Genomic DNA, 26317 nt, shown 5'->3' on the forward strand with positions numbered 1-26317 from the left:
GGATGTCCGGGGGCGGCGCCCCCCGTGCTAGACACTGGGCATCGCACACTCTTTCCCTCCCCGACCCTCTTCCTAACTTGCACCTCGACGGCTCCCCCCCCCCCGCCGTCCCGCCCCGGGTCGGGGTGGCGGGACGGCGTCGTCGTTCCGCGAGACACCCCCCGACGTGAGGATCAGCGCATGCCCCGTTCGACAGCCGTCCTGTCAGTCCTCGCCGCCGTCGCCTCGGTCCTGACGGCCGGCGGATCGGCCGAGGCGGCGGCGGACGTCCCGTTACCCTCGGCGGTCTTCCGCGCCACGCACAACAGCTACTCGGGCAACATCGCCGGCGCCCGGAACTCGATCGCCTACCAGCTCGACCACGGCGTCCGCTTCGTCGAGCTCGACGTCCACGACAACGGGTACGCCACCGCCCGCGACTACTCCGTCGGCCACGACGCGCCCGGCGACGAGGTCGACCATGCGGGCAACCCGGCCTCCAACCTGCTCGGCGACTGGCTCGCGGTGATCGGCGACTGGTCGGCGGCGCATCCCGCGGCCGCCCCCGTCGTCGTCGCCCTCGACCTCAAGGACGACCTGACCGACAACCCCTCCCACGCCGCCGGCAACCTGACCGCGCTGAACCAGAAGCTCGTCTCCGCCTTCGGGCCGCGGCTGCTCCGGGCCGAGGACTACCCGGCCGTCCCGCCGACCGTGGACGCGCTGCGCGGCCGCGTGCTCGCGGTGATCTCCGGCGACGGCGGGACCCGCACCCAGTACAAGCGCGACGTCGGCGCCAACCCGGCCGTCGCGGCCAACAACCGCGGCCAGGTCGTGGAGGTGCACGACTCCGGTTCCGGGGCGCTGTGGTACTGGACCGGCAGGTACGGCGCCGACGGCCGCGTGACCTGGCTGCGCCACGGCCGGTACGACACCGGCGTGACCCCCGCCGTCGCCCTCAACGACAACGGCGACCTGGTCGAGGTCCACCAGTCCCAGAATGCCGCCACGCTCTGGTACCACGTGGGACGCCTGGACGCCGACGGCGAGATCACCTGGTCCGCCAGCCGTCAGTACGACAACGGCGTCCTGCCCACGGTCCGTTTCACCGACGCCGGTGGGACCCGGCTCCGCGAGATCCACCGCAGCCAGAGCAACAACCAGAACTGGGAGTGGACCGGCACGCTGGACGCCGCCGCGTCGAGCGTCGCCTGGACCGGCAACGCCAGGACCTCCGACGCCCGCCACGACAAGACCACCTCGGCCGGCACGGCTCCCCGCGTGCACGTGTGGACCGGCGCCGACGGCCCGACCCCGTCGGGCACCCTGCGGGTGGACACCGACGCGTTCACCGGCGACCGCATCCGCCCCCAGCAGGTCGCCTTCACCGAGTTCCAGCAGGGGAACAGCGCGGAGCTGCGGCAGGACGCGCTGTTCTACGCGGCGCCCGCCGGGCAGTCGGCGTTCATCATCCAGGCGCGGCAGGCGGGACGGCTCGTGCGCGGCTGGGACTTCGACTCGGCCGGCCAGGCCACCGATCCGCCGGCGAACTATCCGGCGGCCAACCGTCCCTACGACGCCTGGTACCAGGACCTGCTCACGCGGGCGGGCGCCGTCGAATGACCGGCGGGCGGGTCTCCTACGACGCCGGGACCGGCTGATCGGCCGGACGGCGGCGGGTCAGCACATGGGTGCTGCCGCCGTCGTCCTCGGCGATGTCGCGTACGTGCTCGAAGCCGATCCTGCGCAGCACGGCCAGCGAGGCGAGGTTGGCCGGCGCCACGGTGGCGTGCACCTCCGTCAGGTCGAGGGCGTCGAAGCCGTGGGCGACGATCGCCTCGGCCAGCTCCCGGCCCAGGCCCGCGCCCCACACCTCGGGGGTGAGCGCGTAGACGAGCTCGTGGCCCGCCACCGTGTCGGTCGCCTTGATCTCGGCGTGGCCGATCAGCGCGCCGTCCCGGCGTACGGCCCAGACGGCGAACAGGTCCTGGGCGTAGACCTTGCTGAAGATCCGGCCGAACAGCGCGCGGTCTTCGGCCTCGGTGGCGGTGCCGTCCCCCATCCAGCGCGTGACCTGCGGATTCTGGAACAGGGCGACGAAGGCTTCCTCGTCCTCGGGGACGTACGGCTCCAGCAGCAGCCGTTCGGTGCGCAGCGTCGGGGTCATGGTCATGAACGGCGAAGCTACTCGACCGCCGCCCCTTCCCACGACTGGTTTTCCGCCGGTCACCGGGCCTCCAGTTCGGCTGCCCGGCGCAGGTCCTTCGGGCGGCCCAGGGCGCGGCGCATCCCGATCAGGTCGTCCCGCGAGACGTAGTGGACCTCCAGGCCGTCCGGGCCGGTCGCGGTCAGTGCGCGGTCCAGGCAGTCGCGGACCCGGAACCCTCCCCAGGGGAGCGCGGGGGTGCAGCAGTCGCCGCCGGCCCCGGGCGAGGTGAAGCGCACCTTCGGGCGCAGGAGGGAGTCCGGGTGCGCGGCCAGAGGGCGGCCCGTCTCGTCGCCGAGCCGGGCGCCGGCGGAGGCGAAGGCGGCGGCCAGGGCCGGGGCGTGGGCCGGGACGCCGTCCCAGAGCAGGTCGAGGTCGCCGGTCAGCTCGGCGGACCCGTGCATGATGCCGGCGACCTGCCCGATCACCACGGCCCGGACGCCGTGCCGGTGGAGGGCTTCCAGCAGCGGGAACGGGTCGAAGCCGAGGGCGCCGTCGGTGCCGATCGTGCCGGCGTCGTCGTCGGCGTCCTCGTGGCCCACGCCGGTGGCCCCCCGTTCCAGGGCCAGTTCGCGGGTACGTCGTGCGGCGGCGCGGAGGCGGTCCAGGGGTTCGTCGATCATCCGGACATGCAACACCGGCGACCGCCCGTGGCGCACGCGAATTTCCGTGCTGACTTGGCCGTGTGACCAACTTGGCCGATCGGCCACATTCCCCGCGTGGCGACCGCCGTCGCGAGCAGCTGGTGGAGACCGGGATCGTGTTGCTGGGGGAGCACGGATGGCCCGCCGTCACCACGCGGGCCCGTGGCCGAGCGGGCCGGCACCAACCCCGGCCTGATCCACTACCACTTCGGCGGGCTGCCCGGCCTGCACTAGGCGATCTTCCGCCGCGCCACGGACCTCGTCGTCGGCCCGCTGGTCACCGAGCTGCTGAACGCCGAGGACGAACGCGCCGCGCTGACCCTGATGCGCGGCCTGCCGGCTCAGGCGGCGGGCGACGAGCCGACGACCCGGCTGGCGGCCGAGCTGATCGTGGGCGCCACCCGCGACCCCGCCCTGGGCGCGGTGCTGCGCGACGAGCTCCGCCGGGGCCGCGCCAGGATCGACGCCCGCCTCGGACGCCTGCGTCCCATCTGGACGGCCGCCCGCCTGGACGGCGTCGCCACGCTCGTCACGGCCGCGATCGACGGGCTGATGCTGCACCGCTTGATCGACCCCGGCCTCCCGGTCGGCGAGGCGCTGACGGCGGTGGAGGACCTGCTGGAGGCGGACGGCCCGTAAGTAGGCCGGTCCGGTGCGCGGAGCATTCCGACCCACTACGGAAGGCCCGAACCATGGAGATCGTCAGGAGACCCGACCCGCCGGCCGGGCTGAGCCGCCGGCTGTGGCGGCTGCCCATCCTGCTGTACCGCCTCGGCCTCGGGCCGCTGCTGGGCCGCCGCGTCATGCTGCTCACCCACACCGGACGCGTCTCGCGCCTGCCCCGCCGGGCCGTCGTCGAGGTCGTCCAGCACGACGAGCGCGGCTACGTGGCCGCCTCCGGCTTCGGTCCCAGGGCCGACTGGTGTCGACGGCGGCGTGGACGACTACCGCGAGGTCGGCCGCCGCATCCCGTTCATCCGGTTCGTTCCCGCCGAGGGGCGATCCCTGGCTCCCTGACCGGCCGGAACGGCTCCTCGGCGGTCGCGATCAGGCGGGGGCGGCGGCGAAGCCGACAGGTCGGCGGCGTGCGGCCGGCCACCGTACTAGGGGTGCGTGGTCTCCTCGTCCGTGTTCGCGGGGGCGCGGCTCATGAACAGCTCCAGTCGTGAACGGCCGTCCGGATGGTCGAGCGTGACCCGGTCGCACACGCGCTGCATCATCCACAGGCCCATGCCGCGCTGCGGCGGCCACGGCGGGACGCGGTTGAGGTGGGCGTCCGTCAGGGTGCCGCTCTCGTCCACGACGTGCACCGTCACGCCGTCGGGGTCGTTGCGGGCGCTCACCATGCCGGGCGCCCGGGCGTGCTCCAGGACGTTGCTGGCCGCCTCGCTGACCGCCAGGACCAGCCCTTCCACCCGCTGCCCGTCGAGCCCCGCCTCCAGCGCGAAGGCGCTGATCAGGCCACGCAGCAGAGCCAGGTTCGTACCGATCGGCACGTGCAGTCCGAACGACTCGCCCATGGTCACCGCCTGATTCGTCCCGTGGCCGCTCATCCCTCAGTGAGCAAATCCTAAGCACCTTGATACGACATTCGGCCGCAAAATCCTCGAAAGCCCTCCGGCGGACGTGCCGCGCCTGCCTAGGATGAAGGGCAACCGGGCATGGGAGGCAGCACGATGGCGATTCTGCCGCCAGTGCACACGGGCGACCACCTCGGAGCGCGCTTCGGCTCCGACGGCGCCTTCCTGTCGGCCGCCGCCGAGTTCGCGCACGTCGGCGTCACGGGAGGGGCCCAGGTGATGATCTTCCCCTCGCCCCGGCTGCGCGGCTCGCTCGGCGACCGGCTCGGCGCGTCCCCGCCGCTGCGGCGCGCGCTCCACGAGGGCCACCTGCACGTCATGGACACCGTCCAGGCGCGACACGCCGGCGGCGGGTTCGACGCCGGCCGCCTGCACGCCGCCTACCGGGACGCCGCCCTGGCCGCGACCGCCGCCGGCTACCCGGGCCTGTGGGTGGCCGTCGACATGGCGTGGGCATGCCCCGTGGACCGTGCGGACGCCGTGGACGCCGTGGACGCGGTGGACATCGACGCGCTCGTCGCGTTCGAGGCCGCCGCCAACACCCTGTTCACCCTGGGGACGCTGACCGCCCTGTGCGCGTACGACACCCGCGTCTTCACCTCCGGGCACGTCTTCCGCGCCTGCCAGGCGCATCCGGCGATCGCCGAGGCGGCCCGCTTCGGCCACCGCGCCACCGCCGACGGCGACGGGCTGGCCTTCTCCGGCGAGGCCGACCGGTCCAACGCCCTGGCCTGGAAAGCGCTGCTGTCCTCGTTCGACCCCGGCCACCACGTCGTGGACATCAGCGCCATGTCCTTCCTCGGCGTCCGGGCGCTGGCCGACCTGGCCGACCTGGCCGCCGCCGACCGTTCCCGGCCGCTCACCATCCGCGCCACCTCCAGCCAGGTCACCCGGCTGTCGCTGCTCAGGATCGACCGGCTCGCCGCCATCGAGGTCCTTCCCGCCCGGACGCCCTGACGTTCGGGGCGGGCTACCGGCCGGTCTCGTGCGGCGAAGGCGGGCCGGAAGGCGGGCCGGAAGGCGGGGCGCCGGAGGGGAACAGGATCGCGCTGAGCAGGTAGGGGGCGCGGCCGGGGGCCGGGGTGTTGCCCAGGCGGCCGCCCAGGACCGCCAGCAGGTCGGTCAGCATCGCGGCGAGCTCGTCGGGGCTGAGCCACAGCGTGCCCTGCCGATAGGAGACCGAGTCGGCGACCGGGTCGGCGCCCTCGCGGCGCAGGTAGGCGTCGAACTCGGCGATCAGGACGGCCATGGCGGCGGCGAACCCCCTGCGGTGGTCGTCGAGCGACATCGCGGCGGCGGCGCCGGCGTCGATCGCGGGACGGTCCTGGCGCAGCCGGTAGCGGCGCTCGGTGGCGCCGCGTACGCGCTGCTCGCCCTCGACCTCCAGGAAGCCGCCCTCGGTGAGGTGGGCGACCTGGCGGTAGACGGTGATCTTCGGAACCTCCGGCATGCGGGCGCAGAGCTGCGCGATCGTCATCGTGCCCGCGGCGGACACGGCGTGCACGATGCGCAGCCGTACGGGGTGCAGCAACTGCTCGACAGGATCCATGGCCCAACGATTTCATATGAGATACCGTTATCCAAAATGAAAACGTTCGGACGGCGGAGGAGGACGCATGCGAGACGTGCGGGGGCGGGCGGTGCCGGTGAACGGACGGCACGTCTACGTCGAGGAGTCCGGCGACGGGCCCTCATGGGTGGTCTTCGAGGCGGGCGGCGGCTGCGGGCGCACCTGCTGGGACGCGGTGACGCCGCTGCTGGCGTCCAGGGCGCGGCTGGTGACCTACGACCGCGCCGGGCGCGCGCGCAGCGGCCCCGCCGGAGGGCCGCTCGGCATCGACGACCTGGCCGCCGACCTGGTCGCGATGACCGAGGCCGTCGTGCCGGAGGAGTTCGTGCTGGTCGCGCACAGCATGGGCGGGCTGGTCGCCCGCCGGGCCGCCGAGCGGCTCGGGCCCCGGCTGCGGGGGCTGCTGCTGGCCGACGTCCTGCCGGAGACCTCGCCGGTGTACGACACCTGGGACCGGACCACCGAGCAGGTCGACCGCATGCTGGCGGTGTCGCAGGCGCTCAGCCGGTTCCGTCCCCTGGCGCGGTTGTTCAGCGGGAACGTCCGGCGGTTGTTCCCCGCAGACACCTACCGGACCATGCTCGCCGAGGACTTCACCCCGGCCGGGGTCGCCCAGACCCGCAGCGAGGTCCGGGCCGTGGCCGCCGCGATCCCGGAGTTCCGGGCCCGGCCGCCGCGGCTCCCCGAATGCCCGGCGATCGTGTTGTCGGTGACCCGCGCCGCCCGTGGGCGGGAGCGTCAGCACGCCGCCAACCGCGAGCACCAGCGCCGTTACGCCGAGAGCCTGCCCGACGGGCGCCACGAGGACGTCTCCGCGGGGCATCTGGTCCAGGCCGAGCAGCCGCACCTCGTCGCCGACCGCACGGCCCGCCTCCTCCACCACGCGTCCTGATCGGTGGCGCATCGGTGGTCACGTCCGGTCCTCGCAGGCCGCCTCGGCCGGGACGGGGACCGTACCGGGCCGTTCCGGACGAGGGCGTGCGGAGGAGGCGGTGAGGCGGCGGTCCGCCACGGCCACCAGGGCGGCGAGCAGCACGAGCGCCGCCCCCGCGGCCGGCAGCGCCCGCGGCCCCAGGATGAGGCTGGCCGCGAACAGCGGCGCGTTGGCGAACCCGGCCAGCCCGAACGCCGCCACGGCCACCGGATAGACGGGCGAGAACGCGCACAGGGCCAGGGCGACGGCCAGGATCACCACGTGCCGGACCGTCAGCCGCTCCGGCTCCCCGCGCAACGGGAACGCCGTCACCGCCAGCGAGCCCGCGAGATTGCCCAGCCCGTACACCGCCGCCAGAGCCGCGCCGGCCGTCGCGCCGTGGCCGAGCCGGGCGCCGAACTCGACCGCGACCACGGTCAGCCCACCGGCGGTGACGGCGGTGAGCAGCGTGGCGACCAGCACCCGCCGCAGCGGCCCGACCGTGACCATGAGCCCCAGGGCCTGCCGCACCGTCATGGCCCCTTCACCCCGCCGAGCCGTCCCAGCCTTCGGCCCGTCCCCGCGCCATCCGCCCGCGGGCGGCGATCTCCGGCAGGCGGCTGCTCAGCCCGCCCGTCACCATCGGGCCGCCGGCCCCGGCGACCAGGAGCAGCGCGCCCACCACGGGCAACGGCGCGACGCCCATGAGCGCCGCGCCGGCCGCCAGCGCCGCTTCGTGCAGCGCGAAGGCCCCCGCCAGCAGCCGCCGCCCGTCGGCGGCCCCGTCCAGCCGGCGCGCCAGCCAGGGGCCGAGCAGATGGGGCACGGTCAGCAGGGCCGCGAACAGGCCGCCGGCCGCGGCGCCCTGGGGGAGACGCTGGATCGCGAGCAGGACCAGGCACACGGTGGCGCCGCCGTCCACGCATCGGACCAGCGTCGCCGCGCCGACGTACCGGACCGTCGGCCATCCGGCGAAGGACGGCTCCGGCCTGTGGGACTTCACGCCGACTCCATTCGGTAACTGACAAAAGGAAGAACAGCAGTTACCGACTCTAGGGAGTCCCCTGGAATGCGGTCAAGGGCTTACGCGGGGAAGCAGTCGCCGGACGGGGCGAGCCGGGCCGACATGTTGCGTTCCATCATGCGCAGCGCCGCCTGCCCGAGATCCGGGTGGATGGACGCCACGCAGTCGGGCGGCACGGTCAGCTCGTAGTGCCGCACGTACGCGTCCAGCGCGCTGTACAGCACGCACTGCTCCGTCACCTGCCCCGCCAGGACGACCCGCTCCGCCCGGCTCTGGGACAGCAGGTACTCCAGGGACGTGCCGAAGAAGGCGCTGTGCCGCACCTGGGGCAGGAACGCGCACCCCGGCGGCGGCAGGACCGGCCGCACCAGGTCGGGCCGCCGGCCCTTCATCGCCCGATCCTCGATCTCCCGCCGGTCGGCGGCGAAGTCGCCGTAGTTGTCATTGACGTACACGAGCTCGACGTCGTCCCGCTCGCCGGCCCGCGCGACCAGCTCCGCCAGCGGTTCGACGATCGGCTCCACCTGCCGCGCGAGCTGCTCGGCGTCCTGGTGCTCGTACGGGTTCAGCATGTCGATGACGACCAGCGCAGATCTTGCCATAACCCCTGTCCTGTCCAGGGGGCTGCCGTTTTATCCAGGACAAATCGGGGCAGACACCCCGATCCCGTGCCAGGGGCCGACCGGCGGCCCCCGGCACGCTCACGGGGTGGTCAGTTGTTGTCGACGAACTGCTGGGCGAGGGTCCTGCCCAGCGTCACGGCCTGGTTGTGGTTCTCGATGGCCGAGACCTTCGTCCCCGAGCCGGTGAACACGATGTACGTGACGCCGGAGTCGGTGCCGCCGTTGCTCGGGTCGGGGTTGATGCCCAGGTCGGCGGCGGTGCGGTAGGAGGCCTCGCCGATGATCCCCGACGGGCCCGTGTCGCCCATGACCGCGTACTCCACCTGGCCGTTGTAAATGACGGCCACCACCGTCCCGCAGCCGATGCCCTTGGTCCGGTAGTCCCAGATCGAGCTGGGGCTCGGCACCACCATGTACGCCAGCTGTGCCGCGTTTAGCGGCGTGTCGGACGTGGTGTGGCAGAACGTGTCGGCCTGGAAGCAGCAGTCGGTGTTCTCGTTGCACTGCGTGGTGCGGACGCCGTCGCAGTCGATGTCCAGGTCGCCCTTCCAGAACACGCCGCCGGTCTTGCCGCACACCGGGACGGTCCCCGAGGAGACGTCGGAGTCGGTCTTGTACTTGCCGTTGGAGATCTGGGCGCACGTGGTGACCTTGGCGAGGAGCTGGTCGGCGGTGGGACCGCCGGTGCCGCCGGTCGCGGTGCCGGTGACCGCGGCGCTGTGCGCGGACTCGTTGCCCGCCGCGTCCACCGCCGTGACCGTGTACGTGTGCGTGGACCCGGAGGTCAGCCCCGCCACCGTGGCGCTCGCGGTGGGCGAGGTCGCCACCACGGCGGTGCCCTCGTAGACGCGGTAGCCGGTGACGCCCACGTTGTCGGTGGAGTCGGTCCAGGCCAGGGAGATGCTGGCGGCCGAGGCGCCGGTCACCCGCGGGCCCGCGGGCACGGTGGGCGCCTGGCCGTCGGGGCCGCCGGAGCCGCTGACCGACAGCCTGTCCACGTTCGGGCCGCCGTCGGCGCCGGTCCCGGTCGCGCGGACGGTGTTGACGCCGGCGTTCAGCGTCACGGTGGCGCGGGCGTCGGCCCAGGTGTCCCAGCTTCCGGTGCCGGGGAAGGCCAGGCCGGTCACCGCGGTGACGCCGTTGACGGCGATGTCCATCGGGCGGGCGACGGCGGTGCCGTTGGCGTAGCGGAAGGTCAGCGTGTGGCTGCCGGCCTCGGCGACGTTGACCGACCACTCGACGGAGCCGCCGGCGGCGTTGACGTAGTCGACGAATCCGGTGCCGGTGTAGCCGGTGTGGTTGGTGGCGACGCTCGCCTGGGTCAGCGTCGCGGCCTCGGCCTGGTATTCGGTGGCCGGGGCGTCGGCGGTGGTGGCCTCCAGGAAGTCGAGGTTGGGGTTGCCGCCCGCGGAGGCGGCGGTGACGCGGATCTTGTTGTCGCCCTGGTGCAGGGTGGCGGTGAGGGTGGAGGTCGCCCAGGTGTCCCAGTTCGCCGTCGCGCCGAACGAGCGCCCGGCCGACACGACCGTGCCGTTGACGGAGACGTCGGAGGTCCGGGCCGAGCCGGTGCCGTTGGCGTACCTGATGGCCAGGGTGGCGGTGCCGGCCGCCGGGGCGTTGACGGTCCACTCCGTGTACGGGCCGGCCGTGTTGTCGCTGTTGACGAAGCCGGTGCCGGAGAACCCGGCGTGGTTCGCCTCGACGGCGCCCTGGACGTTGGTGGCGTTCTCGGCCTCGTAGCGCACGGTCGCGGCGCGGGCCGGCAGCGCGACGAGCGCGGAGACGGCCAGGCACGCGGCGGCGATCGGGACGAGGGTGCGTAAGCGGGTTGCGAGCACGGTCACTCCCTCGGGGGCTATTGGATGGCGGAGCGGCGGATCGTGTCGGCGGTGCCGTCGCCGTTGTTGTCGGAGTTGGTCGAGCCGAACCAGATGGCGGCGGCGTTCGGCACCTTCTCGACCGCGCGCAGCCTGCCGTAGGTGGCGTTGAAGTAGGAGTTGACCGTCGAGACGTTCTCGCCGTTCAGCACGATGCGCCACAGCCGCTGCCCGCGCAGCGCCGCCATGAAGATCGTGTTGTTGACGATCGCGATGCCGCTCGGCGAGGCCTCGGCGACGCCCCAGGTGTACTTGGGGTTGGTCATGCCGGAGGTGGTGCAGGTGCCCTCGCAGGTGGGCCAGCCGTAGTTCTTGCCGGGCTGGATCAGGTTGAGCTCGTCGCGCGAGGAGTTGCCCAGCTCCGAGGACCACAGGCGGCCGGCGGAGTCCCAGGCCAGGCCCTGCGGGTTGCGGTGGCCGTAGCTGTAGACGCGGGTGCCGAACGGGTTGCCGGGCGCGGCCGCGCCGGTCCTGGTGATGCGCAGGATCTTGCCGTTGAGCGAGTTCAGGTTCGGCGCGTTGGCGGACTGCTGGGCGTCGCCGGTGGTGGCGTACAGGTAGCCGTCGGGGCCGAACCGGACGCGGCCGCCGTTGTGGTAGCGGTTCTTGTCGATGCCCTGGAGGATCGTGGTGTAGCCGCTGAGCGTGCTGCCGTTGAAGTTCATCTTCGCGATGCGGTTGCCCTCGGCGGCGGTGTGCATGAAGAACACCTCCTGGTCGGTCGTGCCGTTCCAGGTGGGGGAGAGGTCCAGGCCCATCAGGCCGCCCTCGCCGTCGGTGGTCTGCACGTTCGGCACGGTCCCGACCTGCGTCTTCGTGCCCGACGGGGTCACCTTGAACACCTTGAACGTGTCCCGTTCGGTGACCAGCGCGTACGAGCCGTCCGGCGTCCAGGAGATGTCCCAGGGCACGTCCCAGCCGCCCGCGACGCCGGTCGGCGTCTGGGGCACGGTCCCGCAGGTCCCCGTGGTGAACGAGGCCGACGGTGTGCTCGGCGTGGAGAGCTGGCCGGCGGTGTCGCGGGCGACGACGTCGAGCTGGTAGGTGTGCGCGCACTCCAGCGGCACGCTCGCGGTGGTGGCCGGCGGGGTGCCGGTGACGGTGGCCAGCACTGTGCCGGAGGCGTGGTCGCGGACGAGGTAGGCGCGCACGCCGCCGTCGTCGGTGGAGGCGGCCCAGGTGACGGTCGCCGTCGTGGGCTGGACGCCGCTGACGGCGGGCTGACCCGGCTGCGACGGCGGGTCGTCCGGCGGCGCGGGCAGCGTGTGGCAGGCGGCCTCGGGGCTGCTCAGCGAGACGTTGCCGGAGGCGTCGCGGGCGAACACCGACAGCTGGTAGCCGAAGTCCGGGTTCAGCCCGGTCAAAGTGGCCGGCGGCGCGGGGGCGGTGGCGATGAGCTGGCCCTGCTGGTAGATGTCGTAGGCCGCGACGCCGATGTTGTCGGTGGCGGGCGGCCAGTCGAGCTTCAGGCTGTTGTGGGTGATCTCGCCGCACACCGGCTGGCCGGGCGCGCTCGGCTTCTCGGTGTCGCCCGGTCCGCTGACGCGCAGCCGGTCGAGGTTGGGGCCGCCGTTCGCGGTGGTCGCGGTGGCCCGTACGGTGTTGGCGCCCGCGTTCAGGGGGGCGTTGAGCGTGACCTCGTTCCAGGTCGTCCAGGCGCCGGTGCCGGGGAAGGAGCGGGTGGTCGCCGAGCCGTTCACGGAGATGCTCATCGGCCGGTCGATCGTGGTGCCGTTGGCGTAGCGGAAGGTCAGGCTCTGCGGGCCGGTCGCCGCCGCGCTGACCTGGAACTCGACGTACGAGCCGAGCGCGTTGTCGTAGTTGACGAAGCCGGAGCCGGTGTAGCCGGCATGGTTGGACTCCACCACGCCCTGGACGATCGTGGCCGTCTCGGCCTGGTAGTCGGTGAAGCCGCTGACCTGGACGTCGGCGTCCAGGTAGTCCCAGTTGGGGTTGCCGCCGGCGGTGGCGGCGGTGGCTCTGATCGTGTTGGCGCCCGCGTTGACCTGGGCGGTGAGGGTGACGGTGGCCCAGGTGTCCCAGTTCGCGGTCGGGGCGAACGGGCGGGCCGCGGCGACGACCGAGCCGTTGACGGCGATGTCGCTCGGACGGTCGGCGGTGGTGCCGTTGGCGTAACGCAGGGACAGGGTGGCGGTGCCGGCGGCGGGGGCGTTGATCGTCCACTGGACGTAGGAGCTCGCGACGTTGTCGCCGTTCACGAAGCCGCTGCCGGAGTACCCGGTGTGGTTGGACTCGACGGCCCCTTGTGAGATCGTCGCGTTCTCGGCCTCGTACCGGGTGGGGGCGGCGCCGGCTGGGCCGGCGGGTACGGCCAGCATGCCCGCGACCAGCGCGAGGACGCACAACCGGGACTTCCACAGGTTCATCGGGTGGCTCCTGGGGGGTGAGCGGCTTTTCATCGTGTTCCCACAAGGAGTCACACCCGTCAACAGATTATCGATCTTGGAACGATCCAAGTTTAGGAAACTTTCCTAACTCGGCCCTCCGGAGACATCGGAGGTGCGACCGGCTGTGGACAGACATCTGCCGGAGATGTATGCCTGGAGAAGGTGTGAGGTCGGACCTGTGATCGTCGCCGTTCGGCGGGAGGTTGAGATCGTGCCGCTCAGAAACCGACATCAGCGGTCGCCACCCGCCCCCGCTGGACAGTCTTCGAGCTCCGGCTCCCGCCCCGATGACCCGCCGTTCATGAGATCGCGCATGCGAAGGCCGATGGCGGGGCAGGAGGGACGGTCTCCCCGACCGGAGAGGACCGGATGCGCGACACAGCGGCGGAATGCGAGCGGGTGGCCAGGAAGGCGCTCGGCCTGACCGACCTGCGGCCCGGCCAGCTACGGGCGATGACGGCCCTGGCCGAGGGCCGGGACACACTGGTGGTGATGCCGACCGGAAGCGGCAAGTCGGCCGTCTACCAGGTGCCGGCGCTGCTCCTGAACGGCCCGACCCTGGTGGTCTCGCCGCTCGTCGCCCTGCAGCGCGACCAGGTCGAGGCCCTGCGCGACCGCGACGAGGAGGCCGTCAGTCTCAACGCGGGGACGCGCGCGAGCGAGCGGTCGGAGCTGTTCCAGGCGCTGCGGGCGGGGGAGACGGAGTTCCTGTTCTGCGCGCCGGAGCAGCTCGCCCGTCCCGACGTCCTGAGCGAGCTGGCCGCCGCCGCCCCTTCGCTCATGGTGGTGGACGAGGCCCACTGCGTCTCGGCCTGGGGGCACGACTTCCGCCCCGACTATCTGCGGCTCGGCTCGGTGGCCGACGCGCTCGGCCGTCCGGTCGTCGCGGCCCTGACGGCGACCGCCGCGCCGCCGGTACGGGCGGAGATCGCCGAGCGGCTGGGCATGCGCGCGCCGGTGGAGATCGTCCAGGGGTTCGACCGGCCCGGCATCTCGCTGGAGGTGCGCCGGGCGCTGGACGACCCGGCGGACGACATCGTCGCGACCGTCGTGGCGGCGCAGAAGCCCGGCATCGTCTACACCACCTCGCGCAGGCAGACCGGCCGCCTGAGCGGGCTGCTGGCCGAGGCCGGCGTCCGGGCCGCCGCCTACCACGCCGGCCTGCGCAGGGCCGAGCGGGACGAGGTGCACGGCCGCTTCATGGCCGGTGACCTGGACGTCGTGGTCGCGACCAACGCCTTCGGCATGGGCATCGACAAACCGGACGTACGTTTCGTCCTGCACGCCGAGATCCCCGGCTCGCCGGACGCGTACTACCAGGAGATCGGCCGAGCGGGCAGGGACGGCGAGCCGGCCGCGGCCGTGCTCTTCTACCGGCCCGAGGACCTGGGGGTGCAGCGGTTCTTCACCGGCGGCGTGCCCGACGAGGAGAAGCTGGCGCGGGTCGCCGAGGCGGTCGCGGAGTCCGGCCCCGGCAGTGAACGCAAGGCGCTGGCGGAACGCGCCGGGCTGTCGGCGCGCCGCCTGACGGCCCTGCTGGACCTGCTGGAGAGAGCGGGCGCGGTACGGCTCGGCACCCGCAGGGTCGATCCCGTGCCCGGCCTCGACCCGCGGGCGGCGGCGAGCCGCGCCAGGGAACTGGCCGAGCGCCGCCGGGACGTCGACCGCAGCCGCCTGGAGATGATGCGCCGCTACGCCGAGACCACCGACTGCCGCCGGCGTTTCCTGCTCGGCTACTTCGGCGAGGAGCTCGCCGAGAACTGCGGCAACTGCGACAACTGCCGCGCCGGGACCGCCGGGCAGGCGCCCCAGGAGACCGGCCCCTTCCCGCTGCACGCCCGGGTGGAACACCGCGCGTGGGGGCCGGGCCAGGTCATCCAGCGCGGCGAGGACCGCCTGACGGTCCTGTTCGAGGACGCCGGATACCGGGAACTCCAGCTCGACCTGGTCCTCGAAGAGGGCCTCCTGACGGACTCCCCGCCGACGAAGGGACGCTGAGGCCACCCCCCGGCGCCCCGGACCGCCGGGTCAGCGGCGCGGCGCGGGCCCCCGATCGCCCGGCTCCGGGCGGACGGGCCGGGGGAAACCCTGGATCCAGCGGCGCTGCCACGGGGTCTCCACCGCCCGGGGGTGGTGGTGCTCGCGCGTCCAGGCGACGGCGTCGGCCGGATCGATGCCGGCCAGGACGGCGAGGCAGGCGACCACCGTGCCGGTGCGGCCCACGCCGCCCCCGCACGCCACCTCCACCGCCGTGCCCTCCCTCGCCCGCCGGTGCAGGTCGCGGATCGCCTCCACGGCGGCGTCCCGGTCGCGGGGCAGCAGGAAGTCGGGCCACTCGATCCACGCGTGCGGCCAGCGCAGCCCGTCCTCATGACGGCGGGCCAGCCGCGCCGACCCGAGGTAGAGGCCGAAGCCGGGCGCCGGGCCCTCGGGCAGCGGGTGGCGCAGGCCCCGGCCGCGGACCCAGGAGCCGTCCGGGAGCCGGAAGGAGCCCAGGAGCGGCGGCTCACCGGTCACGCTCTCCGTCGGACCTGCCAAGGGAACCTCCTCGTGATCTCGGGGGCCGCCCTGATCTCAGCCCGCGGTCCCGCAGAATACCTTGACGGCCATGCCCATGATCTCCTCCGTGGACGGGTTCCTGGTCGAGGGGTTGAGCGACAGGGTCAGCGACTTGCCCGAGTCCGAGCGGAACGCGAACGTCAGGTACCCGATCAGCTCCCCGCTGTGCCCCCACACCGTGCCGCACGGCAGCGCGTACGCCTGGAGGCCGAGCCCGTAGCCGAATCCGGCGCCCGTCTCGACGGTCGTGCGCATGGCCTTCAGCGACGCGGCGCTGGTCAACTTGCCGCCCAGCAGGGCGGACATGAACCGCTCCAGGTCCGCGGCGGTCGAGATCATCTCTCCCGCGGCCCAGTCCAGCGAGGGGTTCATGCGGGTGGCGTCCACGAGGGCGGGCATCGGCTCGTACCCCTTGGCGTGGGGGGACGGCACCCCCGCCCGGTCGCCGGGGACCAGCGTGTGGCGCAGCCCCAGCGGGCGCAGGATCCGGCGGGTGACCTCCTCGCCGTACGGGCGGCCGGTCAGCTTCTCCACCAGCAGGCCGAGCACCACGTAGTTGGTGTTGGAGTAGTGCCACTTGCCGTCGTCGGGGAGCTTCTTGGCGAAGGCCACCTTCAGCAGCTCGGCCGGCCGGTAGGAGCGGAAGCGGGCCTCGCCGCGCCAGCGGTTGGTGGAGTAGCCGGGCTCGCTCATGTAGTCGTACAGGTGGCTGGTGTGGTCGAGGAGGCTGCGGACCGTGATCCGGCCGCCGCCGGGGACCAGGCCGGGCAGGTGGGCGTCGATCGGGTCGTCCAGCTTCAGCTTGCCCTCGTCCACGAGCTGGAGCACCAGCGTGGCGACGAAGGTCTTGGTCACGCTGCCGATCCGGAAGTAGCCGTTGGGCGAGGGGCGTCCGCCGCGCTCGACGTCGCGGACGCCCGCCGAGCCCGACCAGGTGCGGCCGCCGTCGGTGACCCGCGCCAGGGCGGCCGTCGCGCCCTGTCCCGTCACGATCCTCTCCAGTTCGGGGCCCACTCCGGCGCCCTGGCTCCCCGCCGCCATCGTCACCGCCACCAGCACGTTCATCATCGTCTGCATCATGCGGTCAACGTTAGGAAGATCGGCTCCTCGGCGGAATGCGGTGCTCCGCCCAGTCCCCCTGCGGAAAACCACAGCCCCGCGCCGCGCAGGGGGGTTGTCCCTACCACCGGTTGGCGTGCTGGCGTACTGACCCGGCCGGGTTCTTCGCAGATAGCGTCATTTCATACGAATCGCCCACTGAAATGGATATATCCGTTGTTCGGTAATAAATCCCTGCGTCGTGTCGTGACCCGTTCCGCTGTCGTCGTCGTGGCGGGCGCCGCCTGCCTCGCCGCCACCGCCGGCAGCGCCGGAGCGATCATCAACGGGACGAAGGCCACGGAGGCGTACCCGTTCATGGCCTCGATCCCGATTTCGGCCCCGGCCATGGGGCTCACGGACGGCGTGTGCGGAGCGGCGCTGATCGCCCCGCAGTGGGTGGTGACCGCGGCCCACTGCCTGGACATGGAGATCGGGTCGATCCCGAAGGGGACCGTCCGCGTCGGGAGCGACCGGCGGACGTCCGGCGGAGAGGTGCGCGGGATCGCCCAGGCCGTGCTCCACCCCCGCTACTCCCAGCACACGCCCAACAGGAACGACATCGCCCTGGTCCGCCTGGACCGCCCGGTCGGCCAGCGGCCCGTCCCGATCGCCGCGCAGCCGGGACGGCCCGGCACCCCGACCCGGATCATCGGCTTCGGCGTCACCGTGGCCGAGCGCGATCCGGCCCGCTGGAAGATGTCCCCGCGGCTCAACGAGCTGGACACGCGTAGGGGCGCGAAGTCCGAGTGCGGGCCCGGGTTCGCGGGCGGCACCCGGCTGTGCACGGTCAGCCGGGTGCCCAAGGCCATGGCGTGCAACGGCGACTCCGGCTCCCCGCAGCTGCGCCGGGGCCGGGGAGACCGGTGGGAGCTCATCGGCGTCACCTCGGGCCCCGGCGCCAAGAGCCCGTCCTGCGCGGAAGGTCCTGGTCTGTACACCAACGTGCCGGCGTACGCGGAGTGGATCAGCAGGACGATGCGCACGTACAGCTGACGCGACGGGTTCGCCCGGCGGTTGAGGGTTGCCCGCCCGCCCGTCCAGCGTCGTCCGCGGCGCTCGGGCGAAAGCTTCCGGGAACGGTTCAACGACAGCCTTGAAGTCATGAGTGCTGACCACGACGAACAGCCCGGCGGCCGCCGGCCCGCCACCGCCCCTCCGACAGGGCACGTCGCCGCAGGCTGGGGGGAGTTGCTGGGACGGGAGCATCTGGGGGCCGCGGTCGTGCTGGCCGGGGGCGTGCTGGCCGGGGCGATCAACATCTACCTGGCGGCGAGCCTGCTGCCGACCGCGGTGGCCGAGCTCGGCGGGGCGAGCTTCTACGCCTGGAACATGACGGTCTACCTGGTCGCCATGGTGATCGCGACGATGCTCACCGCCCGGTCACTGTCGACGTGGGGGAACGTCGGCTCCTACCTCGCCGGGTTCGCCACGTTCACCGTGGGCTCGCTGGCCTGCGCGGTGAGCCCGGCGATGGCGGTGCTGCTGGTGTCCCGGGGGGTCCAGGGGCTCGGCGCCGGGCTGCTGTCGGGGCTCGGGTTCGCCGTCATCCGGTCGGCGCTGCCGTCCCGGCTCTGGACGCGCGGCACCGCCCTCATGTCGGCGATGTACGGCGTCGGCAACTTCGCCGGCCCGGCGCTCGGCGGGCTGTTCGCGCAGTTCGGGGCGTGGCGGCCGGCGTTCGCGGCGATGGCGGTGATCGGGGTCGGCTGCGGCGCGATCGTCCCCCGCGCCCTGCCGCGCGACGGGCGCGGGGAGCGCGGGGCGCCGGGTGCGGTGCCGGTGGCGTCGTTGGTGCTGGTGACGGCGGCCGCCGGGGCGGTGAGCGTGGCGGCGGTCGTGGCCGGGACGCCCGCCAAGGCCGCCGTCCTCGCCCTGGCGCTGCTGTTCGCGGGCGGGTTCGTCGTCCATGAGCGGCGCAGCGGGCGCCGGGTCTTCCCGGAGGCGACGTACCGGCGGGGATCGTCGCTGAAGTGGGCCTACCTGACGATCGGGGTGCTGACCTTCGGGGTCGCGGTCGAGTCGTTCCTGCCGCTGTTCGGGCAGCGGCTGGCCGGGCTGCCGCCGCTGGTGGCCGGGTTCTTCGCCGCGGCCGTCTCGCTCGGCTGGTCGACGACCCAGATCGGCAGCTCGTCCGTGACCGGGCGGCGCGCGGTGCGGCGGCTGCGGGTGCTCGGCCCGGTGCTGCTCGCGGCCGGACTCCTCGTCCAGGGGTTGGTGCAGCGTGCGGACACGCCGGGATGGCTGGTGCTGGTCTGGGTGCCGGTGCTGTTCGCCGCCGGGGCGGGGATCGGCCTCGCCTACCCGCACCTGTCCGTGGCCGTGATGACCAGCACGCGGGATCCGGAGGAGGGCGGGCGGGCCGCCGCGGCGATCGCCACCGTGACCAGCCTGTCGATCGCGTTCGGCACGGCGGTCGCCGGGATCCTGGTCAACCTCGGCGGCGCCTCGATGCTCGACTCCGCCCGGTACGTGCTGTTCGGCTTCGCGGCCGTCTGCGCGACCGGCGCCCTCACCGCCCGCGCGGCCGGCCGTACGGACCGGGCGCAGCCGTAGGACGGGGCCACGCGGCCGGGACGGTGGACTCTCCCCCCGTGGGAGGCGTCATGCTGCTCGCGGGGCACGGACCGGCCGGCGGCCCCGCGCACGCTGATCGACCCGGCCACCGAGGAGAGCGACGCATGACCATCGTGGAAGGCATCGAGGCTCGCGGCCTGGAGCACTGCGAGACGACGGCACTGGGAGTGCTGCTGCGGCACCAGGGGCTCGACCTGTCCGAGCCCATGCTGTTCGGGCTCGGCTCGGGCCTGTCCTTCGTCTACTGGGACGCCAAGGGCATGGACTTCCCGTTCATGGGCGGCCGGGTCAAGCCGTTCGAGCTCACCAGGAACCTGGCCGGCAGGCTCGGGCTGACCCTGCGCGTGGAGGAGACCGGCTCGGCCCGCAAGGCATGGGAGAACGTGGCCGCCCGCATCGACGACGGCCTGCCGGTCGGCCTCCAGCTCGACTGCCACCACCTGGAGTACTTCGGCACGAAGGTGCACTTCGGTGGCCACGTCGTCGCCATGTACGGCTACGACGAGCGGCAGGCGTACCTGGTGGACACCGCGCAGCAGGGCGGCGCCGTGCGTACGAGCCGGGACAGCCTGGCGGCGGCGCGGTCCGAACGCGGCCCGATGACCGCCAGGAACCGTTCCTTCACCCTCGCCCTGCCGGACGGCCCGCCCGCCTGGCGGGAGCGGGCCGTCCCGGCGATCAGGACGTGCGCCGAGGCGTTCCTCGCCGCGCCCATCGCCAACCTGGGCCACCGCGGCATCGACAAGGCCGCCCGCCTGGTGCCCACCTGGCTGTCCCGCGCCGGCGAGCCCGCGCGGGACCTGCCGCAGGCCGCGCTCCTCATGGAGAAGGGCGGCACCGGCGGCGGCCTGTTCCGCGTCCTGTACCGGGACTTCCTCGCCGAGTGCGCCACGTTCGTCGACGACGACCGCCTGCGCGCCGGCCACCGCCTGTACGCCGAGGCCGCCGCCCTTTGGACGGACGTGTCCGCCCTGGTCGCCAAGGCCGGGGAGGGGCGCGACGCGGCGTACCTGGAGCAGGCCGGGGCCGTCCTGCGCGACCTCGCGCGCATCGAGCGGGACGCCATGCTGGCACTGCGCGAGCTGTGACCCCGGACCGCTGAAGCGCCGCGAGCTGTGACCCCGGGCCGCTAGAGCGTCGCGCGATCGACGGCGGTGAAACGGTCGGCGCCCAGCGACAGATCCAGGGACGCGAGGTCGGTGAGCACGGCGTCGGCCGCGCGCCGGCCGGAGACCAGCGCCCCCTGGAGGGAGCCGGTGTCGCGGTGGTCGCCGCACACGTACAGCCCGGCGCGCAGCCGCACCGGCTTGCGCAGCGGGTACGGCGGCCGCATCGCCGGCAGCGCCGCGGGCACCTGGTAGGTCGCCACGTGCTCCCAGCCGGAGGTGTCGCCGTAGATCTCGGTCAGGCGCCGGCGCACCGGACGTTCGTCGTCGGCCACCCCCAGGACCGACGTGGACACCAGCGCCCGCCCGTCGGCGGAGTACCCGGGGGCCGCGTCCGTGAGGACCAGGGTGTCGGCGACGGCCCCGGTGGCGTCGATGACCTGGATGGGCTCGCGCATGGGGGAGCGGGGCGCGGCGTGGTAGAAGGTGGTCACCGCGCGCATCTCCGGCGTGTCGATCTCCCTCAGCAGGCGGCCCGCGGCCGGCGGGTCGGCGGCCACCACCACCGCGCGGCCCCCGACCGTGGAGCCGTCCGCGAGCCGCACGCCGCCGGAGGTGACCTCGGTGACGCGCGCGCCGAACGTGACGGCGCCCGGCGGCAGCCGGAGGGCGAGCTGGCGCGGGATCTGCCCCATGCCGAGGGCGGGCAGCGCGATGGTCCCGCGCGCGAACGACCGCCAGAACAGGTGGAAGATCCGGCTGGAGGTCTCCAGATCGCGTTCCAGGAGCACCCCGGCCAGGAAGGGACGCATCAGGCAGTCGATCATCCGCTCGGACATGCCCCAGGCACGCAGCTCGTCGTCGGTACGCCGGTCCGGCCCGCCGCGCAGCCTGGACGCCGGCAGGACCAGGTCGCGGGCCGTGATCGCGGCGAGCACGGCGTCGTCGCGCGGCGTGCCGAGGCCGGTCAGCAGCCCGCTCAGCGCGTGCAGCGGGTGCCGCCACGGCAGCATCACCCTGGCCCGCGCCCTCGTCCCCTGGACGATCATGCCCGACGCGAACGGGCGCAGGTCGAGCGCGTCCAGGTCGAGCACCTGGCGGGCCTCCGGATAGGCGGTGTTGAACACCTGGAAGCCGCGGTCCAGCCGGAAGCCGTCCACGACGTCGGTGCGCACCCGGCCGCCCACCCCGTCGGACGCCTCCAGCACCCGTACCGGCACGCCCGCCTCGTGCAGCCGCACCGCGCAGGCCAGCCCCGCCATCCCGGCCCCCACGACGATGACGGCCCCCGACGTTCCCCGCTCGTTGTCCATGTCAGGGCCCCTACCCACGACTCCGCAGGTCAGACGACCGGCCGCCGGTCAGGGCGGGGAAGGCCCTACGCCCAGCCGTAGACCGACCTGACGGCCGCGGCGACCTCGTTGACCAGCGCCGTGTCGTTGCCGTTGGACAGGACGGCGTAGCCCGCGCCCAGCTCCGGATAGCCCTTGAAGACCGACTTGAAGCCGTAGTTCGAGCCGTCGTGGGTGTAGGAGAAGTTCTGGGTGCCGGAGCCGGCGATGAACAGCCCGCGTCCCATCCCGGGCTGCGGGCCCTGGGTGAGCAGCGTACGCACGGACGCGCGGCTGAGCGGGCCGGCGATGTCGCCGGTGGCGGTCCAGGCCCGGTTGAGGTACGACATCAGGCGGCACAGGTCGAGCACGTTCGTGTACAGGCCGGCGGCGGCCGACTCGGGGTAGCGGTTGTGGCCGCCCGGGATCACCGTCCCGGTGGAGGTGTGGCCGGAGGCGAGCTCGAAGGCGGGGGAGAGCGCGTACGAGCTGCCCGCCATCCCCAGCGGGGCGAACACCTCCTGGCTCATGTAGTCGGCCAGCGACGTGCCGGTCAGCTCCTCCACCATGCGCTGCAGCAGCACGTACCCGGCTCCGGAGTAGTGGTACTCGGCGCCCGGTTCCGTGGACAGCTCGATCTTGGGGGAGTTGCCCTCGCCGTTCATGACCTGGAGCAGCGACGGGACCGTGGCGGAGGCGCCGTACCCGGCGAAGCCGCCGCCGGAGGAGTCGAAGCCGGAGCAGGCCCCGGCGGGCGAGGTGGAGCCGCGCCCGACGATCCCGGCCCGGTGCGTCAGGAGCTGCTCGACGGTCGGCTCCGCCGTCGGCGAGACGCAGGAGCGGGCCGGCAGCGTCCAGCCGAGATGCGGGCGGACGTCGGCGGTCAGCGCGATCTTGCGGACCTGGAGCAGCCGCAGCACGCCCACCGCGGTCACGGCCTTGCTGATGGAGGCGGCCTGGAACGCGCTCTCCGGATGCGCGGCCGCGGCGCCGCCGGCCGCGAGCCGCCCGTAGCCGGCGGACCAGGCGATCTTGTTGCCGACGACCACCGCGACCGCCAGGCCCGGCGTCTTGTACGCGCTCATCCGCTGCCAGACGGTCGAGCCGCCGACCGCGTTCTCGAACTGCCGCACCCGGTCGGCGGGCAGCGCGGGCGCCTTGCCCCGGGAGCACAGCGCCCATCCGCCGCCGGGCGCGAAGGCCAGGTTGTGCAGCTGCCAGCCGCCGCCGGCCACGGTCTTCATCTGCTTGAAGCAGGCGTCGGGGATGCTGCGGGCGTAGAACTCGTCCTGCGCGACCAGGGCCCAGCCGCCCGCCTTCGGGAAGGCGACGCGGGTCAGCCGGCGGCCGCCCTGGGTCAGGTTGCGCATCATCTGGTAACACTCGTCGTCGACGCCGTTGGCCTGGAAGGCGTTCGCGGCGACGACCACCCAGCGGTCGCCGCCGGCGGGCGGGAAGGCCACGTCCACGACCTGCTGCCCGGCGGTGTAGAACGCCTTGATCCGGCTGAGGCAGGCCGCGGGCAGGCCGCGCGCCGACACGCCCTTGTCGGTGGTGATCACCCAGCGGTCGCCGCCCTCCGGGGGGAAGGCGACGGCGTTGACCTTCCGGCCCGCCTTGAGCAGCGCCCCCAGTTCCGTGAAGCAGGCGTCGGGGATGCCGCGGGCGAAGTACCGCCCGTCCTGCGTGACCATGACCCACCCGCCGGACGGGGTGAAGGCGAGCGCCGTGACGCCGTAGGGAGCCAGCTCGGCCAGCTTGGCGTGCGCCTCGGCGGTCAGGCCCGCGTCCGCGGACGGGTAGGCCGCCGCCAGCGCGGGCGTGGCCGCCACCGCGGCCGGCACTGTGGCGGCCGCCAGTCCGGCGACACCGGTCAGGGTGAGAAAACGTCTCCTGTCCACAGGGCTCCTCGGTCAAGGCGGGGGAATCACGGCGATCTTGGCAGAGATGACCGGCCAGGGCCAACCGCGACCGGTCCTGGCGCGGGCCGGGGGTGTACCCAGGTCCACCCCGGCTCGGGGGCCAGATGCAGTGAACGGGTTCGTGCCGGGCGACATCGTGGTCCCGTATCTACCGATTCGACGAAATGTGAGCACACATGCTGAGGACAGAACGCGGGACGGCCCGTGGCATCGCGGCGCCGGCCGGAGTGTTCGCCGCGGTCGCCTTCGTGGCGGCGGGTCTGCTGGGCGCGGCGCAGGCGGGCACGCCGATACCGCCCGAGGTCATCCAGCTGACCCAGTTCGGCCCGGCCCTGGCCGTGGCGGTCGTCGCCCTGCTGTGGCCGCGCACCGCCCGCGAGACCCTGGCCGGGGCCGTGGGCTGGGTCGACCGGACGGCCCTGTCCGGGGCGCAGGGCACGTCCGGGGCCGCCGGGCGCGGCGGGTGGGGTGCTGCCACCGGGGTGGCGTTGCTGGTCACGGCACCGCTGATCATCGCGGCGGCCGTCGGCGCGCACGGCCTGCTGACCGGCGACCCGCGGTTCACCGCCCCGGGGGCGCTGAACAACCCGTTCGCGCTGATCGTGGTCGCGCAGCTGGTCGGGGCGTGCGCCGAGGAGATCGGCTGGCGGTGCCTGCTGCAGCCGCTGCTGCGCCGCCGGACCGGCCCGCTGACGGCGTCGGTCGTGGTGGGCCTGCTGTGGGGGGCGTGGCACGTCCCGGTGTTCGGCCAGGCGCCGGCGTACGCGGCCGCGTTCCTGGTGGCGACGGTGGCGATGTCGGTCGTGATGGGGCTGGCCGTCGAGCGGGTGCGCGCCCACCGGCTGCTGCTGACCGGCGGCTTCCACACGCTGATCAACCTCGGCCTGCTGCTGTTCATGGACGAGGAGGCGGGCGCGGTCACGCCGATCATGTTGTTCGCCGCGTCGTGCCTGCTGGCGGCGGTGCTCTGGGTGTGGAGGGCACCGGCTAGAATCCACGTCCGATGAGGGCGAAGGAGAGGCTGGTCGCCGTGGCGCGCTGCCAGCTCGCGGGGCTGCTCGCCGTGGCGGGGTCGGCGGTGGGGTCGCTCGTCGTCCTGGCCCTCCTTCTGCTGCCGGTCGGCGTCGGCTTCTGGCTGCTCGTCCCCGGGGCGACGACGCTGCGGTCGCTGTCGGACCGCTCGCGCGAGCGCGCCACCCGGTGGACGGGCACCCGCATCACCCCGCCCGAGCCCTACGCCGGCGATCACTCATGGAGCAGGCGCAGGCGGGCGGGGGCGATCCTGGCCGCCGAGGGTTTCTGGCGGGACCTGGCCTGGGCCTGGCTGGAGCCGTGGGTCGGCGGCTTCCTCGTCGCCGTCCCGCTGGGTTTCCTCTGGTACGGCGCGTTCGGCGCCCTGGTGCAGCCGTTCGTGTGGCCGGTGCTCGGCCCCGACAACTGGTACGCGTTCGTCCCGGTGCAGGACATGCCGACGATGCTGGCGGCCCTCGTGCTGGGGGTCGTCTTCATGGCCGCCGGGCTGCTGCTGGCCCCGCCGATCCTGCGCCTGCACGGCCGCTGGACCCGGCGGCTGCTGTCGGTGCCCCGCCGTACGGAGATGGTCCGGCGGATCGCCCACCTGACCGACACCCGGGCCGAGGTGCTCGACGTGCAGGCGGCCGAGCTGCGCCGCATCGAGCGCGACCTGCACGACGGCGCCCAGGCCCGGCTGGTGTCCCTCGGCCTGACCCTCGACAGCGCCACCCGGCTCCTCGACAGCGACCCGGCCGCCGCCCGCAAGCTGCTGCTGGAGGTGGCCGAGACCTCCGCCCGCGCCCTGGAGGACCTGCGCAACCTGGTGCACGGCATCCATCCGCCGGTCCTCGCCGACCGGGGGCTCGGCGACGCCGTCAGGTCGCTGGCGCTGGACAGCTTCCTCGACGTCGGCGTGGACGTCCGGCTGAGCGGCCGGCTGCCCTCGCCGGTGGAGTCGGCGGCCTACTTCGCGGTCGGCGAACTGCTCGCCAACGCGGCCAAGCACGCCGCCGCGCGGGAGGTCGCCATCGTCCTCGACCACGACGGCGGGCGCCTGCGCGTCACCGTCACCGACGACGGCCGGGGCGGCGCCGACCCCGCGAAGGGCACCGGGTTGCGTGGGCTCCGCCGCCGTCTGGAATCCTTCGACGGCGTCCTCACCCTGCACAGCCCGCCCGGCGGGCCGACCACTGCCACCCTGGAGATCCCGTGCGCGTTGTCCTCGCCGAAGACCTCTTCCTGCTGAGGGACGGGCTGACCAGGACTCTGCGCGAACACGGCTGCGACGTGGTGGCGTCGGTCGACAACGGCCCGTCCCTGCTGCGGGCGCTGCTGGAGGACGAGCCGGACGTCGCCGTGGTGGACGTACGGCTCCCGCCCACCTACACCGACGAGGGCCTGCAGGCCGCCCTGGAGGCGCGCCGCCGGCGTCCCGGCCTGCCCGTCCTGGTCCTGTCCCAGTACGTCGACCAGCTCTACGCCAACGAGCTGCTGGCGACCGGCGACGGCGCCGTGGGCTACCTGCTCAAGGACAGGGTCACCGACACCGCCCAGTTCGTCGACGCGGTCCGCCGGGTCGCGGCGGGCGGGACGGTGATGGACCCGCAGGTCATCACCAAGCTGCTGACCCGCAGCCAGGCGCGCGGCATGATCGACAGCCTGACCCCGCGCGAGCTGGACGTGCTGGAGATGATGGCCGAGGGCCGGTCCAACGTCGCCATCGCCGCGACCCTGCACTTCAGCGAGAGCGCGGTCGCCAAGCACACCGCGAACATCTTCGCCAAGCTCCGCATCGCCCCCTCGGCCGACGACAACCGCCGCGTCCTGGCCGTCCTCGCCTACCTCAAACGCTGACTTTGACTTCGAGCGCGCTCGAATTCCTAGCG

The 26317-nt window shown here is 73.5% G+C and carries 24 protein-coding genes; 11 read left to right on the forward strand and 13 right to left on the reverse strand.

Features of this window, described 5'->3' with window-relative positions; all coding sequences use genetic code 11:
* Window positions 1-180: 180 nt before the first annotated feature.
* Complete coding sequence (locus ABZ815_RS35880) at window positions 181-1602, forward strand: hypothetical protein (protein WP_357705662.1); 1422 nt, start codon at window positions 181-183, stop codon at window positions 1600-1602.
* 16 nt (window positions 1603-1618) lie between these two features.
* On the opposite strand, the gene ABZ815_RS35885 is transcribed toward ABZ815_RS35880, so the two are convergent.
* Both ABZ815_RS35885 and ABZ815_RS35890 read right to left on the reverse strand, forming a co-directional pair.
* A complete protein-coding gene (locus ABZ815_RS35885) occupies window positions 1619-2152 on the reverse strand; it encodes a GNAT family N-acetyltransferase (protein ID WP_357705663.1) in 534 nt (177 codons plus the stop codon).
* 53 nt (window positions 2153-2205) lie between these two features.
* Window positions 2206-2808, reverse strand: coding sequence for a hypothetical protein (locus tag ABZ815_RS35890; RefSeq protein WP_357705664.1), 603 nt, complete (start codon window positions 2806-2808; stop codon window positions 2206-2208).
* A 309-nt stretch (window positions 2809-3117) separates the two neighbouring features.
* On the opposite strand from ABZ815_RS35890, the gene ABZ815_RS35895 reads away from it, so the two are divergent.
* Entirely contained in the window at window positions 3118-3468 is a 351-nt protein-coding gene (locus ABZ815_RS35895; protein ID WP_357705711.1) for a TetR family transcriptional regulator C-terminal domain-containing protein, read from the forward strand.
* Between the two features lie 464 nt (window positions 3469-3932).
* On the opposite strand, the gene ABZ815_RS35900 is transcribed toward ABZ815_RS35895, so the two are convergent.
* Entirely contained in the window at window positions 3933-4382 is a 450-nt protein-coding gene (locus tag ABZ815_RS35900; protein WP_357705665.1) for an ATP-binding protein, read from the reverse strand.
* A 123-nt stretch (window positions 4383-4505) separates the two neighbouring features.
* On the opposite strand from ABZ815_RS35900, the gene ABZ815_RS35905 reads away from it, so the two are divergent.
* Window positions 4506-5366, forward strand: a complete 861-nt coding sequence (locus ABZ815_RS35905; protein ID WP_357705666.1) for an MEDS domain-containing protein — start codon at window positions 4506-4508, stop codon at window positions 5364-5366.
* A gap of 13 nt (window positions 5367-5379) precedes the next feature.
* On the opposite strand, the gene ABZ815_RS35910 is transcribed toward ABZ815_RS35905, so the two are convergent.
* A complete protein-coding gene (locus tag ABZ815_RS35910; RefSeq protein ID WP_357705667.1) occupies window positions 5380-5958 on the reverse strand; it encodes a helix-turn-helix domain-containing protein in 579 nt (192 codons plus the stop codon).
* Between the two features lie 67 nt (window positions 5959-6025).
* On the opposite strand from ABZ815_RS35910, the gene ABZ815_RS35915 reads away from it, so the two are divergent.
* Window positions 6026-6871: an alpha/beta fold hydrolase gene (locus ABZ815_RS35915; RefSeq protein ID WP_357705668.1), complete on the forward strand. Its 846-nt coding sequence runs from the start codon at window positions 6026-6028 to the stop codon at window positions 6869-6871.
* A gap of 18 nt (window positions 6872-6889) precedes the next feature.
* Here ABZ815_RS35915 and ABZ815_RS35920 read toward each other — a convergent pair whose 3' ends face one another.
* The 5 genes from ABZ815_RS35920 to ABZ815_RS35940 all read right to left on the reverse strand — a co-directional run bounded on the left by ABZ815_RS35920 (window position 6890) and on the right by ABZ815_RS35940 (window position 12803).
* Window positions 6890-7429, reverse strand: a complete 540-nt coding sequence (locus ABZ815_RS35920; RefSeq protein WP_357705669.1) for a hypothetical protein — start codon at window positions 7427-7429, stop codon at window positions 6890-6892.
* A 7-nt stretch (window positions 7430-7436) separates the two neighbouring features.
* Entirely contained in the window at window positions 7437-7895 is a 459-nt protein-coding gene (locus ABZ815_RS35925) for a hypothetical protein (protein WP_357705670.1), read from the reverse strand.
* Window positions 7896-7975: 80 nt separating this feature from the next.
* Window positions 7976-8518, reverse strand: coding sequence for an isochorismatase family cysteine hydrolase (locus tag ABZ815_RS35930; protein ID WP_357705671.1), 543 nt, complete (start codon window positions 8516-8518; stop codon window positions 7976-7978).
* Window positions 8519-8628: 110 nt separating this feature from the next.
* Window positions 8629-10377, reverse strand: a complete 1749-nt coding sequence (locus ABZ815_RS35935) for a CBM35 domain-containing protein (protein ID WP_357705672.1) — start codon at window positions 10375-10377, stop codon at window positions 8629-8631.
* A gap of 17 nt (window positions 10378-10394) precedes the next feature.
* On the reverse strand, window positions 10395-12803 hold the full coding sequence (locus ABZ815_RS35940) for a PQQ-dependent sugar dehydrogenase (protein WP_357705673.1): 2409 nt from the start codon (window positions 12801-12803) through the stop codon (window positions 10395-10397).
* Between the two features lie 390 nt (window positions 12804-13193).
* Between ABZ815_RS35940 and ABZ815_RS35945 the strand changes: the two genes are divergently transcribed.
* Window positions 13194-14822, forward strand: a complete 1629-nt coding sequence (locus tag ABZ815_RS35945; RefSeq protein ID WP_357705674.1) for a RecQ family ATP-dependent DNA helicase — start codon at window positions 13194-13196, stop codon at window positions 14820-14822.
* Window positions 14823-14852: 30 nt separating this feature from the next.
* Here ABZ815_RS35945 and ABZ815_RS35950 read toward each other — a convergent pair whose 3' ends face one another.
* Both ABZ815_RS35950 and ABZ815_RS35955 read right to left on the reverse strand, forming a co-directional pair.
* Window positions 14853-15362 (reverse strand): protein-tyrosine phosphatase family protein, encoded by a 510-nt coding sequence (locus ABZ815_RS35950; RefSeq protein WP_357705675.1) that lies wholly within the window; start codon window positions 15360-15362, stop codon window positions 14853-14855.
* A gap of 36 nt (window positions 15363-15398) precedes the next feature.
* On the reverse strand, window positions 15399-16463 hold the full coding sequence (locus tag ABZ815_RS35955; RefSeq protein ID WP_357705676.1) for a serine hydrolase domain-containing protein: 1065 nt from the start codon (window positions 16461-16463) through the stop codon (window positions 15399-15401).
* A gap of 225 nt (window positions 16464-16688) precedes the next feature.
* Between ABZ815_RS35955 and ABZ815_RS35960 the strand changes: the two genes are divergently transcribed.
* From ABZ815_RS35960 to ABZ815_RS35970, 3 genes are all read left to right on the forward strand, one after another.
* Entirely contained in the window at window positions 16689-17477 is a 789-nt protein-coding gene (locus ABZ815_RS35960) for a serine protease (protein WP_357705677.1), read from the forward strand.
* 108 nt (window positions 17478-17585) lie between these two features.
* The gene (locus ABZ815_RS35965; protein WP_357705678.1) at window positions 17586-19037 is read left to right on the forward strand and encodes an MFS transporter; all 1452 of its coding nucleotides are present in this window, start codon (window positions 17586-17588) and stop codon (window positions 19035-19037) included.
* A 125-nt stretch (window positions 19038-19162) separates the two neighbouring features.
* A complete protein-coding gene (locus ABZ815_RS35970) occupies window positions 19163-20146 on the forward strand; it encodes a BtrH N-terminal domain-containing protein (RefSeq protein WP_357705679.1) in 984 nt (327 codons plus the stop codon).
* 41 nt (window positions 20147-20187) lie between these two features.
* Here the strand turns inward: ABZ815_RS35970 and ABZ815_RS35975 are convergent, their stop codons facing one another.
* Both ABZ815_RS35975 and ABZ815_RS35980 read right to left on the reverse strand, forming a co-directional pair.
* A complete protein-coding gene (locus ABZ815_RS35975; RefSeq protein WP_357705680.1) occupies window positions 20188-21477 on the reverse strand; it encodes an NAD(P)/FAD-dependent oxidoreductase in 1290 nt (429 codons plus the stop codon).
* Window positions 21478-21542: 65 nt separating this feature from the next.
* Window positions 21543-23396, reverse strand: coding sequence for a serine hydrolase domain-containing protein (locus tag ABZ815_RS35980; RefSeq protein WP_357705681.1), 1854 nt, complete (start codon window positions 23394-23396; stop codon window positions 21543-21545).
* 197 nt (window positions 23397-23593) lie between these two features.
* On the opposite strand from ABZ815_RS35980, the gene ABZ815_RS35985 reads away from it, so the two are divergent.
* The 3 genes from ABZ815_RS35985 to ABZ815_RS35995 are packed head-to-tail and all read left to right on the forward strand — an operon-like array spanning window position 23594 to window position 26285.
* Complete coding sequence (locus tag ABZ815_RS35985; protein ID WP_357705682.1) at window positions 23594-24424, forward strand: CPBP family intramembrane glutamic endopeptidase; 831 nt, start codon at window positions 23594-23596, stop codon at window positions 24422-24424.
* Window positions 24421-25677: a sensor domain-containing protein gene (locus tag ABZ815_RS35990; protein WP_357705683.1), complete on the forward strand. Its 1257-nt coding sequence runs from the start codon at window positions 24421-24423 to the stop codon at window positions 25675-25677. The genes ABZ815_RS35985 and ABZ815_RS35990 overlap by 4 nt, the downstream gene beginning before the upstream one ends.
* Window positions 25641-26285 (forward strand): response regulator transcription factor, encoded by a 645-nt coding sequence (locus tag ABZ815_RS35995; protein ID WP_357705684.1) that lies wholly within the window; start codon window positions 25641-25643, stop codon window positions 26283-26285. Before ABZ815_RS35990 ends, ABZ815_RS35995 begins: the two co-directional genes overlap by 37 nt.
* Window positions 26286-26317: the final 32 nt, after the last annotated feature.

This window comes from Nonomuraea sp. NPDC047529 (assembly GCF_040642995.1).
Lineage (GTDB): Bacteria > Actinomycetota > Actinomycetes > Streptosporangiales > Streptosporangiaceae > Nonomuraea.